Raw genomic sequence first — 14,040 nt, forward strand, 5'->3', positions numbered from 1 at the left:
ACCGATCAGTCGATCGTCGGCACGAACGCTCCAGCCAGGGCTCCGCCTCGAAGCCCCTGAAGACCGCTCCGGTCAGTCGATCGTCAGCACGATCTTCCCGGCCGTGCGGCCCACCTCCAGGAGCCGGTGCGCCTCGGCGGCCCGCTCCAGCGGGAGCGCCCGCGCGACCACCGGCGTCAGGCTTCCGTCCTCGACCAGCGCCGACAGGGCCCGCATCCCGGCCCCGTCCGGCGCGACGAGCATCGCCTCCGCGGTGATCCGCGTCCGCTCGGCCTCGGGCAGCTCCCCGCGCATGAGCGAGACGAGTGTCCCGCCGTCGCGCAGCACCGCCGCCGACCGCGCCTCGTAGTCCGGGCCGACCGTGTTGAAGGCGACGTCGAGACCGCTGAGGACCTCGGCGAAGTCCACCGACCGGTAGTCGAGGGCCTCGTCCACCCCGACCGCCTTCAAGAACATGTGCTTCTCGGCGCTGGCGGTCCCGATCACATACGCGCCCTTGGCTTTGGCGATCTGGACGGCGAGGTGGCCGACGCCGCCGGCCGCGGCGTGCACGAGCACACGCTGCCCCGCCCGAACGTCGGCGACGCCGACGAGCGCCTGGAGCGCGGTGAGCCCGGCGAGCGGCAGGGCCGCGGCCTCCTCGTGGCTGAGCCTGGCGGGCTTGGGTGCGAGTTCGCCTGCGGGCGCGGCGGCGTACTCGGCGTACGCGCCCCCGAAGCGCGGGAAGCGGGGCATCCCGTAGACCTCGTCGCCTTCGGCGAAGTCGCCGACGCCCTCGCCGAGTGCGGCGACGGTGCCCGAGAGGTCCCAGCCGAGGACGAACGGCGGCTCGCTGCCGTCCATCGAGCCGCGCTCGCGGGTCTTCCAGTCGACGGGGTTGGTCCCGGCGGCGCGCACCCGCACGAGGACCTCGCCGGGCCCGGGTTCGGGCCGCTCGGTCGCGGCGGTCTCCAGGACCTCGGGTCCGCCGAGCCGGTGCTGGATGACGGTGCGCATCGTCGCCATGTCGGTTCCTCTCCTCAGGTGCCCCGCCGCAGTCGCGGCCGCCTCCTCAGACGACTGTAGACCCGCGACGCAGGTGCGCCGAATCCGCTGGCGCGCAAGGCGTCTCGGTTAATCGCTGCGGCGTGCGCGGCGCGCCAGGGCGGCGCCCGCCGCGAGGGCGGCGGCCCCGGCGGCGAGGACGGCGGCCAGCGGCGCGCCGGTGACCGGCAGGCCCGGCCCCGCGGGACCGTCCGGGCCTTCGTTCGCGACCGGTGCGGCGGTGCCGTCGGCGGTGGGCTCCCCGGTGGCGGGGCCGCCGGTCGGCTCGCCGGTCGGGTCGTCCGTGGGCTCCTCGGTCGGGTCCTCGGTGGGGTCGGGGTCGGGGACTTCGAGTGTGGCGAACCAGGTCTGGTACACCGGGAGGCCGGCGAGGGCGCTGAAGGTGAACGTGAGGGTCGTGATCGGGACGGTGGGCCTGAACCAGCCGGTGCCGCCGGTCTCGTCGTTGCCGTCGCCCGCGAGCGTGGCCGTGGCCTCGGTCCAGGTGGGCTGGTGGAACACGGTCACGCCCGAGCACACGCCGGGCTTGGGCGAGGTGTCGCAGAAGTTGAAGGACCCTTGGTAGCCGAGCGCGGCGGGGGGCACGGGCTCGCCGTCGGCGCCGGTGGCCGAGACGGTGACGGTGTCGGCGTCGATGTCGCCCAGCGCGAAGCCCCACCCGCTCGCGGGCGTGGGGGCCGCGAAGGTGTAGGTCGTGGTCGAGGGGTTGCCGGGGGCGTCGGCGTAGGGCCTGATGAGGGCGTAGCCGAGGTCGCGGCTGGACCCGTAGACCTCCCCGAAGGGCGTGTTCGGTCCGAGCCAGGTGTTGGCGCCGGTCTGGACGCCCGAGGGCGCGCGGCCGTCCGAGGTGAAGTCCGCGGCGGGGAAGCCGCCGGGGAGCGTCATGGTGCCGGTGTAGTCGCGGCCCGTGCCCGCGATCGTCCACGCGCCGTATCCGGTGTCCTGGGCGTGCGCGGGGACGGCGACCGCCAGCGCCGCGCAGGCGGCGCCGACGACGCAGGCGGCTTTCGTGGCGAGGGTGCGGCGGTGCTCGTGGCTGTTCACGGTCGGAGTCCTCCTGCGGCGGTGCGGCGAATGCCTCCGCATCCTATGGCCGGCACCGCCTCGCACCGTGCATTTCGGACCCGGGCCCTGCTACGGGATGAGCAGGAGCTTTCCGGTGGTCTTGCGCGACTCCAGGAGCTGGTGGGCTTCGGGGGCCTCTTCGAGCCGGAAGGTCTCGCCGACGCGCACGAGGAGGTTGTCGTCCTCGATCATCTGGAACACGTCGTTCGCCCGCTGGAGGTACTCCTCGCGGGTGGCGGTGAAGTCGGCGAGGGTCGGGCGCGTCAGGATCAGCGACCCTCCCCTGTGGAGGTCTTGCGGGTCGACGGGCGGGACGGGCCCGCTCGCCTGGCCGAACAGGGCCATGACGCCGCGGCGGCGCAGCGCGCCGAGGCCCTCGGTGAAGGTGGTCTTGCCGACGCCGTCGTAGACGGCCGCGACCCCGGCGCCGCCGGTGAGCTCGCGGGCCTTCGCGCCGAAGCCCTCGTAGCGCATGACGTGGTCGGCGCCGTTCTGGCGGGCCAGCTCCGCCTTCGCGTCGGTGGAGACGGTGGCGATGACCTTGCCGCCCTTGTACTTCACCATCTGCGTCAGCAGCAGACCCATGCCGCCCGCGGCGGCGTGCACGATGACGGTGTCGCCCTCCTGCACGTCGTAGACGGTGTTGCACAGGTAGTGCGCGGTGAGCCCCTGGAGCATGACGGCCGCGGCGGTCTCGACGGCAACCTTCTCGGGGACGAGCACGAACTCGTCGGCGTCGCCGACGACGAGGTCCGCATAGGACCCGGGGACGCTCTTCCAGGCGACCTCGTCGCCGACCGCGAAGCCCTCGACGCCCTCGCCGAGGGCCGCGACGTACCCGCCGCCCTCAAGGCCCGGGGTGAACGGCAGCGGCAGCCCGTAGGCGCCGGTGCGGTGGTAGACGTCGATGAAGTTGACGCCCGCGGCGGCCACCCGGACCGAGATCTGGCCGGGCCGCGGACCGGGGTCCTCGCCCTCCAGCAGCCGCATGACGCCGGGTCCGCCGGTCGCCGAGACCACGATCGCCTTCATGAGGTTTCCTTCCGCCGCAGGTTCACCCCGTAATGTAGCGGTCCCCGTCCCTATTCCTCGCCGCCGGTCCGGCGCCCGCCGCCCACGCCCGGGCGCATCCGCCCCCGGCCCCACGGGTTCTTCGGCCCGCCGCGCGTCTGGAACTCCTCGCCCACGAGTTTGCGGATCGCCTCGCGGAAGCCCTTCTGCCGCATGTGGTGGCGCAGCGGGTTCGCGGCCGGGTCGGCCGTCAGCTCCTTCATGAGGGCCACGCACAGCGCGAGCATGACCACCACGAACGGCAGCGCCACGATGATCGTCGCGTTCTTGAGGCCCTCCAGGCCGCCCGAGAGCAGCAGCACCGCCGCGACCGCGCCGATCGTGACCCCCCAGAACACCACGAGGGGCTTCTTCGGCGCGAGCGAGCCGCGGCTCGACAGCGAGCCCAGCACCAGCGAGGCCGAGTCGGCGCCGGTCACGAAGTAGATCGCGACCAGGATCATCGACAGTCCCGACAGGAGACCGTACAGCGGCAGCGAGTCCAGCAGCGCGAACAGCGCGTACTCCTCGCCCTTGGCGAGCGAGTCGCCGTAGTCGGTCCCGTTGGACTGCTTCCACAGCGCCGTCCCGCCCAGGATCGCGAACCACAGCGTCGAGGCCGCCGAGGGGATGAGCAGGACGCCGACGATGAACTGGCGGATCGTGCGCCCGCGCGAGATCCGCGCGATGAAGGTGCCCACGAACGGCGCCCACGACAGCCACCACGCCCAGTAGAAGATCGTCCAGGCCGCCATCCAGTCGGCGCCGCCGAACGCGCCGGTCACGCTGGAGAGGTTCGTCAGCTGCGAGAGGTACCCGCCGACCGCGTTCGGCCAGGCGTCGAGGATGAACAGGGTCGGGCCCGCGAAGAACACGAAGACCACCAGGATCAGCGCCAGGACCACGTTCGTCGTCGACAGCCACTTGACGCCCCGGTGCACGCCCGAGAACGCCGAGGCCACGAACGCCGCCGTCAGAGCCGCGATGACGATGACCTCCAAGAGCTTCGAGTCGGACACGCCCACCACGATGTTGAGCCCGACCGCGACCTGGAGCGCGCCCAGACCCAGGCTCGCCGCCGTCCCGAAGACCGTCGCGAAGACCGCGAGCAGGTCGATCGTGCGGCCCGTCGCCGGGCCCCAGCGCTTCCCGGCCGTCAGCGGCTCGAACGCGTCGCTCATGTTGTTGCCCCGGCCTTTGCGGAACGTCGAGTAGCCCAGCGCCAGGCCCGCGACCGCGTAGATCGCCCACGGGTGCAGTCCCCAGTGGAAGTACGTGTAGACCAGCGCGCCCTCTTGGAGCTGGTCGGCGTAGTAGGGCGAGGCCGGGTTCAGCTGGAGCGGCGGCGGCGCGTCGAAGTAGTGCGAGAGCGGCTCGGCCACGCCGTAGAACATGAGGCCGATGCCCATGCCCGCGGCGAACATCATCGAGATCCACGGCAGGGTCGAGAACTCGGGCTCCTCGTCGGCCGAGGCCGCCAGCTTGATGTTCCCGTACCGGCTCGCCGCGATGTACACCGCCAGCACCAGGAAGATGTTCCCGGCGATGATGAACAGCCACCCGAAGTTCGCGATCACCCAGTCCAGGGCCGCCGTCGAGCCGCGCTCGAACTCGTCGGGGAACACCGCGCCGACGACGATCACCGCCACGATCACCACGGCGCTGATCCAGAACACCGGCCGGTCCACCGGCAGCGTCGCCTGCCGCTCCTCGTCCTCGATCGGCGGGATCTCCGGCACGCTGCCGACGTGCTCGGGCTCCGGTTCGGCGGGCGTCTCGGTCGTTGCCATCGGGCGGGCTCCGTTCCTCGGCAGTGGCGCTCCAGCCACCATAGGTGACGAAACGGTCGCCACCTGCCAGTTTTGGACAGAGCGGCCGGACAGTGCGGCCGGACCGTGCGCTTGAACAGCGCGGCCGGAACGCTCGGCCGAACCGCTCCGCGTCAGCGCACCGCGCGGCGCAGCGCCGCGGTTTGAGGGTGCGGTCCGGCCGCTCGGTCAGGAGTCACGGCCCGGCCGTTCTCACCCCCGCCGGTACACCAGCAGCGCCACCTCGCCGATCGCCCGCGCCTCCACGAGCCGCAGCGGCCGCCGCGGCGACTGCGGGAACGGCGCCTCGTACACGAACCGCGCCCCGCCGCGCTCGCCGAGCAGGAACGGCGCCACCGCCACATGCGCCTCGTCCACCAGGTCCGCCGAGAAGAACGCCGTGTGCACCACCCCGCCGCCCTCCACGAGCAGCCGTTCGACCCCCCGGCCCGCCAGGTCCGCCAGCGCCGCCGCCAAGTCCACCTCGCCGTCCCCGACCGCGACCGCCTCGGCGGCCTCCGGGCCCACCGGCAGCGCCCGCAGCCCCTCGGCGCTGGTGTACACCACCACCCGCTCGCCCAGGGACGGGTCGAACAGCCGCGCGCCCGGGTCGAGCTCCCCGGAGGGGGAGAACACCACCCGCAGCGGCGAGGCCGGCCTCCCGGCCGCGACCCGCGCCGCCCGCCGCTCCTCGGAACGCACCAGCAGCCGCGGGTCGTCGGCGCGCACGGTGCCCGCGCCGACCGCGATCGCGTCCACCGACGCGCGCACCGCGTCGACCCGGTCGAAATCGGCCGGGTTCGACAGGACCAGCCGTTCGGGCGTGTCGTCGTCGAGGAAGCCGTCGAGACTCATCGCGGCCGAAACGATCACATAAGGGCGCTCCATGACGCCGAGCATCCCACGATTCACCCCGGCCGGGCCCCGGTGGACGCGCCCCGCGAGCGGGCGACCACAATCGGTAGACGTGGAAGGCCAACAGAGCAGCGACGACGCCATCGCGAACCTGACGTTCAACGCCGACGGGCTCGTCCCGGCGATCGCGCAGCAGCACGACACGGGCGAGGTCCTCATGCTCGCGTGGATGGACGCCGAGGCGCTGCGCCGCACCATCGCCTCCAAGGAGGCCACGTACTGGTCGCGCAGCAGGGGCGAGTACTGGGTCAAGGGGGCGACCTCCGGGCACCGCCAGGCGGTCGTCGCGGTCGCCGTCGACTGCGACGGCGACACCGTCCTCCTCCAGGTCGACCAGACCGGCCCGGCCTGCCACACCGGCACCCGCACCTGCTTTACCGGAAGGCAGATCGCATGACGGCAGCCGCCGAGCACGGCCCCGCAGACGCCCCGCCCGCGCCCGACCGGCGCGGCGCCGAACGCACCCGCGTCCTCCTCGCCGGCGTCGCCGGCGCGGGCCTGGCCGCCCTCGCGGCCTCCCGCGAATGGACCGCCGCCACCGCGACCGGCCCCACCGGGCTCACCTCCGCGGCCGGGCAGACCGGGACCGACCTCGCCGCCTGGGCCGTCCCGTGCGCTCTCGCGGGCGGCGCGGCCTTCCTGGCGATGCTCGCCACCGGCCCGCGCGCGCGCCGCGCCCTCGGCGTCGTGGCCGCCCTCGCGGGCCTGGCCGCCGCGCTCGCCGGCGCCCTCCACCTCGACGCCGGTGCCTGGCCGTGGACGCTCGCCGCCGCCGGGCTCGTCCTGGCCGCCGCGGGCGCCGCGACCACCGTCCGGGCGGGCCGCTGGCCCTCCTCGGCCGACCGGTACGACAACGGGCCCGCGGACGCGGACGCCATAGCAGAGGACCCCGTGTCGCTGTGGAACGCCCTCGACTCGGGGCAGGACCCCTCGTCGCCTAATATCACGGCATCGGCGCAGGAGAAGGGACGATCTTAGGTGAACGTGCTGGAACAGATCATCACCGAAGTCCGCGCCGATCTCGAACGGCGCCAGGCCCTGATCCCCATCGAGCGCATCCGCGAGGCGGCCGCGGCCGCCCGGCCCGCGTTCGACGGCTACGCGGCCCTCTCCGGCGGCGGCGTGAGCGTCATCGCCGAGGTCAAGCGGGCCTCCCCGTCCAAGGGCGCCCTCGCCGACATTCCCGACCCCGCCGTCCTCGCCGCCGAGTACGCCTCCGGCGGCGCCAGCGTCATCTCGGTGCTCACCGAGGCGAACTACTTCAAGGGCAGCCTCGACGACCTCGACGCCGTCCGCGCCAAGGTCAACATCCCGGTGCTGCGCAAGGACTTCGTGGTCTCCCCCTACCAGGTGCTGGAGGCCCGCGCCCACGGCGCCGACCTCGTGCTCCTCATCGTCGCCGCGCTCGACCAGGACACCCTCGTGTCCCTGCACGAGCGCATCGAGGGCCTGGGCATGACCGCGCTGGTCGAGGTCCACACCGAGGGCGAGGCCGACCGGGCGCTGCGGGCCGGGGCGAAAGTCATTGGCGTCAACGCCCGCGACCTGACTACCCTCCAGGTGGACCGCTCGGTGTTCGAGCGGATCGCGCCGGGACTGCCCCGCGACGTCGTCAAGGTCGCCGAGTCCGGCGTCCGCGGCACCCGCGACCTCATCCGCTACGCCAGCGCCGGAGCCGACGCCGTGCTCGTCGGCGAGGGCGTCGTCAAGCACAAGAGCCCGCGCGAAGCGGTCGCCGAGCTGGTCACGGCCGGGTCCCACCCGGCCACGCCCCGGCCCATCTAGGGCCGGCGCCGGACCGACCGACTTCCAGCGGCAACGCCGTGACCGGTCCGCGGACCGGACGAGTCAGAGAAGGGAAGCGACAACCGTGCCCGATCCAGATCCCAGCGGCCACTGGGGCGAATTCGGGGGCCGGTTCGTCCCCGAGGCGCTCATCAGCGCGCTCGAAGAGCTCGAAGCCGCCCACGCCGAGTCCCAGGGCGACCCCGCGTTCCTGGCCGAGCTCGACCGGCTCGGCCGCGAGTACGGGAACCTGCCCTCGCCGCTGTACCTCGCCGAGCGCCTCTCCGAGGAGACCGGCGTGGAGGTCTGGCTCAAGCGCGAGGACCTCAACCACACCGGCGCGCACAAGATCCGCAACGTCCTGGGCCAGGCCCTGCTGACCAAGCGCATGGGCAAGACCCGGATCATCGCCGAGACCGGCGCGGGCCAGCACGGCGTCGCCTCGGCGACCGCCGCGGCGTACTTCGGGCTCGAATGCACCGTGTACATGGGCGAGGAGGACACGCGCCGCCAGGCGCTCAACGTCGCCCGGATGCGCCTCCTGGGCGCCGAGGTCGTCCCGGTGACCACCGGTTCGCGCACCCTCAAGGACGCGATGAACGAGGCCCTGCGCGAATGGGTCGCCTCGGTCGACCACACGCACTACCTCATCGGCTCGGTCGGCGGCCCGCACCCGTTCCCGATGCTCGTGCGCGACTACTGCCGCGGCATCGGCGACGAGGCCCGCGCGCAGTTCCTCGAACGCACGGGAACGCTCCCGGACGTCGTCGCCGCGTGCGTCGGCGGCGGCTCGAACGCGATGGGGATCTTCACCGCGTTCCTCGGCGACGAGGACGTCAGGCTGTACGGCTTCGAGGCCGGCGGCGACGGCTACGACACCGGCCGCCACGCCGCGACGATCACCGCCGGGCAGGTCGGCGTCCTCCACGGCGCCCGCACCTTCGTCCTCCAGGACGAGGACGGGCAGACGATCGAGTCGCACTCGATCTCGGCGGGCCTGGACTACCCGGGCGTCGGCCCCGAGCACGCCCACCTCGCGGCCACCGGCCGCGCCGCCTACGAGCCGGTCGACGACGCCGAGGCGATGGCCGCCTTGGAGAAGCTCGCCCGCACCGAGGGCATCATCTGCGCGATCGAGTCGGCGCACGGCCTCGCCGGGGCGCTGCGCCTCGCGAAGTCCCTGGAGCCCGGCTCGCGCGTCCTGGTCAACCTGTCGGGCCGCGGCGACAAGGACATGGGCAACGTCGTGGAGTACTTCGGCTTCGAGGGCGAGCCGAACGCGAAGGGGGAGGACGCATGAGGGTCGAGACGGCGTTCGCGCGCAGCAGGGCCGAGGACAGGGCCGCACTGGTCGGGTACCTCCCGGCCGGGTTCCCCACCCTCGCAGACTCGATCAAGGCCGTCGACATCATGATCGACCACGGCGCCGACGTCATCGAGCTGGGCCTGCCCTACTCCGACCCGGTCATGGACGGGCCCGCGATCCAGAAGGCCGCCGACCGGGCGCTCGCGGCCGGGTTCCGCACCCGGCAGGTCTTCGAGGTCACCGAGGCCGTCGCCGGCCGCGTCCCGATCCTCGTCATGACCTACTGGAACCTCGTGGAGCGCTACGGGGTCGACCGGTTCGCGCGCGACTTCGCCGCCGCCGGCGGGGCCGGGCTCATCACGCCCGACCTCATCCCCGACGAGGCCGGGGAGTGGATCGCCGCCTCCGACGCGCACGACCTCGACCGGGTCTTCCTCGTCGCCCCCTCCTCGACCGAGGAGCGGATCGCCTCCACCGTCGCGGCCTGCCGCGGCTTCGTGTACGCGCAGTCGGTCATGGGCGTCACCGGCGCCCGCGCAGCGACCTCCGCGGCCGCCCCCGAGCTTGTGCGGCGCACCCGCGCCCACACCGACCTGCCGATCGGCGTCGGACTGGGCGTCCGCAGCGGCGACCAGGCCGCCGAGATCGGCGCCTACGGCGACGCGGTCATCGTCGGCTCGGCCATCGTCAACTGCTACCTCGACACCGAGGACATCCCCTCGGGCCACCAGCGCCTCGCCGAACTCACCGCGGACCTCGCGGCGGGCGTGCGCCGCTGAGCGGCATTCCCGAACACCCCCTAACACAACGATTCGGCCCCGGTCCGCGCTCGCGCGCAGGCCGGGGCCGCGTGCCGTCCGCCCAACCGATAGGTTTACGCGTTGTGGACCTCGCATACATCCCGAGCCCGTCGGAGTCCGTCTGGCAGCTCGGCCCCATCCCGATCCGCGCGTACGCCCTGTGCCTCCTCGCCGGGATCGTCGTCGCCTGCTGGATCGCGGAGGCGCGCATGCGCCGCCGCGGCGCCCCGAAGTGGGCCGTGCTCGACCTCGCCGTCTGGGCGGTGCCGTTCGGCATCGTCGGCGGCCGCCTCTACCACGTGTTCACCAGCCCCGACGCGTACTTCGGAGCCGACGGCGACCCGTGGAAGATCATCGCGGTCTGGGAGGGCGGCCTGGGCATCCCCGGCGCGGTCCTCCTCGGCGCCCTCGGCGTGTGGTTCGGCTGCCGCCAGCTGAAGCTCCCCTTCGGCATGGTCGCCGACGCGATCGTCCCCGGCATCCCCGTCGCCCAGGCGATCGGGCGCCTCGGCAACTGGTTCAACCAGGAGCTGTACGGCAAGCCCCTCGACGCCTGGTGGGCCGTCGCCATCGACACCGAGCACCGCGTGGCCGGGTACCGCGAGTTCGAGGCGTTCCACCCGACGTTCGCGTACGAGGCGATCTGGAACCTCGGCGTCGCCCTCGTCGTGTGGCTCGCCGACCGCAAGTGGAAGTTCGGCGCCGGACGCGCCGTCGCCCTCTACGTCGCCCTCTACGGCATCGGCCGCTTCTGGATCGAGGGCCTGCGCATCGACCCGGCTGGCGACCTCGCCGGGCTGCGGCTCAACCAGTGGATGAGCATCATCGTCGTCATCGCCGCCGTCGCCTACCTGCTGCTGGCCCGCGGCCGGCGCCAGGTGCTCGTCCTCGACGGCGACGCCCTCGTGCCCGTCCCCTGGGACTCCGAGGCCGCCGCGAAGGCCGGCTACGTGAACGGCGCGCTCCCCAAGGGCGCCGAGCCGACCGCGAGCACGCCCGAGCCGGACGAGGACGCCGAGAGCGACGCCGAACCCGGTGACGGCGAGGCCGAAGCCGCCTCGGACAACGACGGCAGCGCCGAATCCACCGCCGACGAGGCCGTGGAAGACGGCGCCTCCGACAGCGAAGCCACCGAGGACGACGCCCCCGCCGCCGCCTCTGACGACAACGCTTCCGACGAGGACGGTCCGGCCGCGGACGACGCGGGCCGCGCCCGCGACGGCGCCTGACCGCCACCCCTCCCCCCGGGCAGGTGCAGATGCAGAACCGAAGAGCCGTGGTCGTCGGCGCCGGCGTCGCCGGACTGGCCAGCGCCATCGTCCTGTCCCGACTCGGGTGGCGCGTGGCGCTCCTGGAACGCCGCGAGCGCCTCAAGGGCGACGACCTCGGCATGCTCCTGTGGGCCTCGGGCGTGCGCGCACTGCGCGCGCTCGGGGTCGACGCCACCCTCGACGCCTCCGGCACCCCCGTGGACCGCTTCGAGATCCGCAACGAGGACCGGTTGTCGAGCTCGTTCCCGGGCGCGGCTCCCGGTGCGGCGGACGGCACGCCGTCCGTCATGGTCCACAACGCGATGCTCTACGAGGCGCTCGTCTCGCGCCTGGGCGACAGCGTCGAGGTCTTCCCGGCCACCCAGGTCGACCGGATCGACCTGGTCGACCTCGCCGCCGGGGACTCCTCGCGCCGCTGGGACGCCGACCTCGTGGTCGCCGCCGACGGCATCGACTCCCCGACCCGGCCGCTCCTCGCGCCCTCCTCGCCCACGACCGACGCGGGCGCCGTGGTCTTCCGCGGCATCATCCCCGCCCACCGCGCCCCCGAGCGCACCGCCGACGCCGTCGAGATCTACGGCCCCGACCGCCGCCGCTTCGGCTACGGCGACCTCGGCCACGCCGGGGCCTGCTGGTGGGCCACCGTCCCCGGCGGGATGCGCCCGGAGTCCCCGCAGATCCAGCACGAGCTCATCAACCGCTGGTTCGCCGACTGGCCCGCGCCCGTCGGGAAGTTCATCGCCGCCACGCGGCCCTCCGAACTCACCCAGCAGCCGGTCCGGTTCGTGTGGCCCCCGCCCGCCAAGCTCCACCAGACCGTCGGCAACGGCGGCGTCGTCCTCGCAGGGGACGCCGCCCACGGCGTCGCCCCGATCCTCGCGCAGGGCGCGAGCCTCGCGCTCGAAGACGCCGTCACCTTCGCCTGGGCGCTGCGCCGCAGCCCCGAATCGGTGCCCGACGCACTCGCCGCCTACGAGCGGGCCCGCGTGCCCCGCATCAAGCGCGTCGCCCGCCTCTCCCGGCGCGTCCACACCATCGCCTCCGGCGGCCGCGGCGTCACCCGCGGCCTCCTCCGCGCCGTCCCCGACTCGTGGATCCAAAACCAGGCCGCAGCCCTCGCCGACTGGCAGCCCCCGAACTGAACCACCCTCGGATTCCGCCCCTCGCAAGGAATGTCGCACCCCCAAGGCACCCTTGCAAACCGGGGGCCCAATACCCGAACCGCCGAGCCGCACGCCCCTGCCCGAAATCCGGCGGCTCTCCGCTCCCGACCTGAAACAGCCTCCGATTCCGCTCCCCACGCGGAATGTCGTACCCCGCAGGCACCCTTGCAGACCGGGGGCCCAACTCCCGGGCTCCCTCCTCGCACGCCCCTGCCCACGGCACGCCAGCCCTGCACCGCTCCGAACCGCGCCGACCGGTCCCGGCGGTCCCCGGCAGGACCCGCGCCCCACGACCACTGGCGTCACCGGCGGGCCTCCGTTACGATGTCGCCCCATGCAGATCCGTGACGCCCGCCCCGAGGACTGGCCCGCCATGTGGGCCTTCATGCGACCGATCATCCAGGCCGCCGAGACCTACCCGTGGCCGCCGGACACCACCGAGTCCTGGGCCCGCACCTACTGGATCGAACGGCCCGCCCCCGCCGCGGCGCTCGTCGCCGTCCTCGACGGGCGCGTCGCCGGGACCGTCGAGATCCACCCCAACCTCCCCGGCCAGGGCTCCCACGTCGCCAACGCCGGCTTCATGGTCGACCCCGCCTTCGGCCGCCGCGGCGTCGGCCGCGCGCTCGGCGAAGCCGCCCTCACCCGCGCCGCCGCCGACGGCTTCACCGCCATGCAGTTCAACGCCGTCGTCGCCACCAACACCGGCGCCGTCGCCCTCTGGCACTCCCTCGGCTTCGAGACCCTCGCGCTCCTGCCCGGCGCCTTCCGCCACCCCAAGGAAGGCCCCGTCGGGCTCCACGTGATGTTCCGCGAACTCGCCCCGGCTGTGTAACATCGCATCCGCTATGAACGAACTGCGCGATTCCATACTCTCCCTGGGCGTCGCCGACCCCGAGACGGCCGTCGCCATCCACGCCGCCCTCGGCGGCGACCCCGCCGACGTCTCACGCGCCGGCGCCCTGCCGCAGCGCCTCGACGACATGGACGAATGGGTCAAGGACAACTTCCTCAAACCCGACAGCCCCTTCTTCGAGGCCGCCGCCTCCGCCGTCGCCGACGCGCTCGGCGAGGCCCCCGACGACGCCGTCGACAAGATCCTCGCCGACGTCAACATCCGGCCCCGCACCGTCCACGACCTCCGCCTCTCCACCGGCCTCGCCGAAGCCGACCTCGACGCGATCCTCCCCGGCCTCGCCGAAGCCGGACTCCTCCGGGCCGAGACCAACCCCCTCGACCTCGACCATCCCTTCTGGACGATGAACAGCCGCCTCGCGCGCTTCTCCTACGCGATGATCGACGAGCACCTGCCGCGCTGGCGGCGCGGCTACATCACCGACACGCTGTGGCGCATGACCCGCGCCCGCTACGACCGGTACGTCAGCCGCCCCGAGTTCCAGCGGCTCGCCCGCGAATGGGCGCTCAACGACCCGGCCGCGATCGCGACCACGCGCATCACCGTCCCCGACCCGCGCTTCCGCCAGATGCGCACCCTCGAACTCGCCGTGTGGGGCGAGGAGGACCGCCTGCTGGCCCTCGGCACCGTCCGCTGGAAGTTCAAGATGGTCGAACGCCAGCTCAAACGGCTGCGCCACGTCCAGCGGCTGCTAGGCGACCCGCCCTCGCGGCTCTACTGCATCGCGCCGCGCTTCGAGGCGGCCATCGCCGGCGACCCCGACCCGCGACAGTTCGCGATCACCCCCGCGCAACTCCTGCGCGTCCCGAGACCGCGCCCCGAAACGGCCGCCGCGGAGGCCCCGGCGACCGCGCCGGACGGTGACTGACGCCCCATTTCCCGGCTGGTGGGCGCCGCGGACCGGCGGGTAGGCTGAG

14 protein-coding genes are annotated in these 14,040 nt (G+C 73.5%); 9 read left to right on the top strand and 5 right to left on the bottom strand.

Annotated features, from left to right (window positions below; genetic code table 11):
* Nucleotides 1-72: 72 nt before the first annotated feature.
* The 5 genes from E9998_RS12425 to E9998_RS12445 form a co-directional block, all read right to left on the bottom strand.
* Nucleotides 73-1,005 (bottom strand): NADP-dependent oxidoreductase, encoded by a 933-nt coding sequence (locus E9998_RS12425; protein ID WP_136530015.1) that lies wholly within the window; start codon nt 1,003-1,005, stop codon nt 73-75.
* 108 nt (nt 1,006-1,113) lie between these two features.
* Nucleotides 1,114-2,088 (bottom strand): hypothetical protein, encoded by a 975-nt coding sequence (locus tag E9998_RS12430; RefSeq protein WP_136530016.1) that lies wholly within the window; start codon nt 2,086-2,088, stop codon nt 1,114-1,116.
* Between the two features lie 90 nt (nt 2,089-2,178).
* The gene (locus E9998_RS12435; protein ID WP_136530017.1) at nt 2,179-3,141 is read right to left on the bottom strand and encodes a quinone oxidoreductase family protein; all 963 of its coding nucleotides are present in this window, start codon (nt 3,139-3,141) and stop codon (nt 2,179-2,181) included.
* A 50-nt stretch (nt 3,142-3,191) separates the two neighbouring features.
* Entirely contained in the window at nt 3,192-4,949 is a 1,758-nt protein-coding gene (locus E9998_RS12440) for a BCCT family transporter (RefSeq protein ID WP_136530018.1), read from the bottom strand.
* A gap of 231 nt (nt 4,950-5,180) precedes the next feature.
* The gene (locus E9998_RS12445; protein WP_136530019.1) at nt 5,181-5,855 is read right to left on the bottom strand and encodes a RibD family protein; all 675 of its coding nucleotides are present in this window, start codon (nt 5,853-5,855) and stop codon (nt 5,181-5,183) included.
* Between E9998_RS12445 and hisI the strand changes: the two genes are divergently transcribed.
* From hisI to E9998_RS12490, 9 genes are all read left to right on the top strand, one after another.
* The gene (gene hisI, locus E9998_RS12450; protein WP_136530020.1) at nt 5,854-6,279 is read left to right on the top strand and encodes a phosphoribosyl-AMP cyclohydrolase; all 426 of its coding nucleotides are present in this window, start codon (nt 5,854-5,856) and stop codon (nt 6,277-6,279) included. The genes E9998_RS12445 and hisI overlap by 2 nt on opposite strands.
* A complete protein-coding gene (locus tag E9998_RS12455) occupies nt 6,276-6,860 on the top strand; it encodes a Trp biosynthesis-associated membrane protein (RefSeq protein ID WP_136530021.1) in 585 nt (194 codons plus the stop codon). Before hisI ends, E9998_RS12455 begins: the two co-directional genes overlap by 4 nt.
* Nucleotides 6,861-7,667 carry an indole-3-glycerol phosphate synthase TrpC gene (gene trpC, locus E9998_RS12460; RefSeq protein WP_204745411.1) on the top strand — a complete coding sequence of 269 codons (807 nt, stop codon included), beginning with the start codon at nt 6,861-6,863 and terminating at the stop codon, nt 7,665-7,667.
* Between the two features lie 85 nt (nt 7,668-7,752).
* Complete coding sequence (trpB, locus tag E9998_RS12465) at nt 7,753-8,967, top strand: tryptophan synthase subunit beta (protein WP_136530022.1); 1,215 nt, start codon at nt 7,753-7,755, stop codon at nt 8,965-8,967.
* Nucleotides 8,964-9,752: a tryptophan synthase subunit alpha gene (gene trpA / locus E9998_RS12470; RefSeq protein ID WP_136530023.1), complete on the top strand. Its 789-nt coding sequence runs from the start codon at nt 8,964-8,966 to the stop codon at nt 9,750-9,752. The genes trpB and trpA overlap by 4 nt, the downstream gene beginning before the upstream one ends.
* Nucleotides 9,753-9,856: 104 nt before the next feature.
* Nucleotides 9,857-11,002 (top strand): prolipoprotein diacylglyceryl transferase, encoded by a 1,146-nt coding sequence (gene lgt / locus E9998_RS12475; RefSeq protein WP_136530024.1) that lies wholly within the window; start codon nt 9,857-9,859, stop codon nt 11,000-11,002.
* A 29-nt stretch (nt 11,003-11,031) separates the two neighbouring features.
* Entirely contained in the window at nt 11,032-12,186 is a 1,155-nt protein-coding gene (locus E9998_RS12480) for an FAD-dependent oxidoreductase (protein ID WP_136530025.1), read from the top strand.
* 355 nt (nt 12,187-12,541) lie between these two features.
* Entirely contained in the window at nt 12,542-13,042 is a 501-nt protein-coding gene (locus E9998_RS12485; RefSeq protein WP_136530026.1) for a GNAT family N-acetyltransferase, read from the top strand.
* Nucleotides 13,043-13,055: 13 nt separating this feature from the next.
* Complete coding sequence (locus E9998_RS12490; protein ID WP_136530027.1) at nt 13,056-13,991, top strand: hypothetical protein; 936 nt, start codon at nt 13,056-13,058, stop codon at nt 13,989-13,991.
* Nucleotides 13,992-14,040 lie beyond the last annotated feature (49 nt).

The sequence above is a fragment of the Glycomyces paridis genome (assembly GCF_004912155.1).
Lineage (GTDB): Bacteria > Actinomycetota > Actinomycetes > Mycobacteriales > Micromonosporaceae > Glycomyces > Glycomyces paridis.

What these genes read in the sequence shown, in the direction of transcription:
- E9998_RS12425 (WP_136530015.1), bottom strand. Translation starts at nt 1,005, where the DNA reads ATGGCGACGATGCGCACCGTCATCCAGCACCGGCTCGGCGGACCCGAG.
- E9998_RS12435 (WP_136530017.1), bottom strand. Translation starts at nt 3,141, where the DNA reads ATGAAGGCGATCGTGGTCTCGGCGACCGGCGGACCCGGCGTCATGCGG.
- E9998_RS12440 (WP_136530018.1), bottom strand. Translation starts at nt 4,949, where the DNA reads ATGGCAACGACCGAGACGCCCGCCGAACCGGAGCCCGAGCACGTCGGC.
- hisI (WP_136530020.1), top strand. Translation starts at nt 5,854, where the DNA reads ATGACGCCGAGCATCCCACGATTCACCCCGGCCGGGCCCCGGTGGACG.
- E9998_RS12445 (WP_136530019.1), bottom strand. Translation starts at nt 5,855, where the DNA reads ATGGAGCGCCCTTATGTGATCGTTTCGGCCGCGATGAGTCTCGACGGC.
- E9998_RS12455 (WP_136530021.1), top strand. Translation starts at nt 6,276, where the DNA reads ATGACGGCAGCCGCCGAGCACGGCCCCGCAGACGCCCCGCCCGCGCCC.
- trpA (WP_136530023.1), top strand. Translation starts at nt 8,964, where the DNA reads ATGAGGGTCGAGACGGCGTTCGCGCGCAGCAGGGCCGAGGACAGGGCC.
- E9998_RS12480 (WP_136530025.1), top strand. Translation starts at nt 11,032, where the DNA reads ATGCAGAACCGAAGAGCCGTGGTCGTCGGCGCCGGCGTCGCCGGACTG.
- E9998_RS12485 (WP_136530026.1), top strand. Translation starts at nt 12,542, where the DNA reads ATGCAGATCCGTGACGCCCGCCCCGAGGACTGGCCCGCCATGTGGGCC.
- E9998_RS12490 (WP_136530027.1), top strand. Translation starts at nt 13,056, where the DNA reads ATGAACGAACTGCGCGATTCCATACTCTCCCTGGGCGTCGCCGACCCC.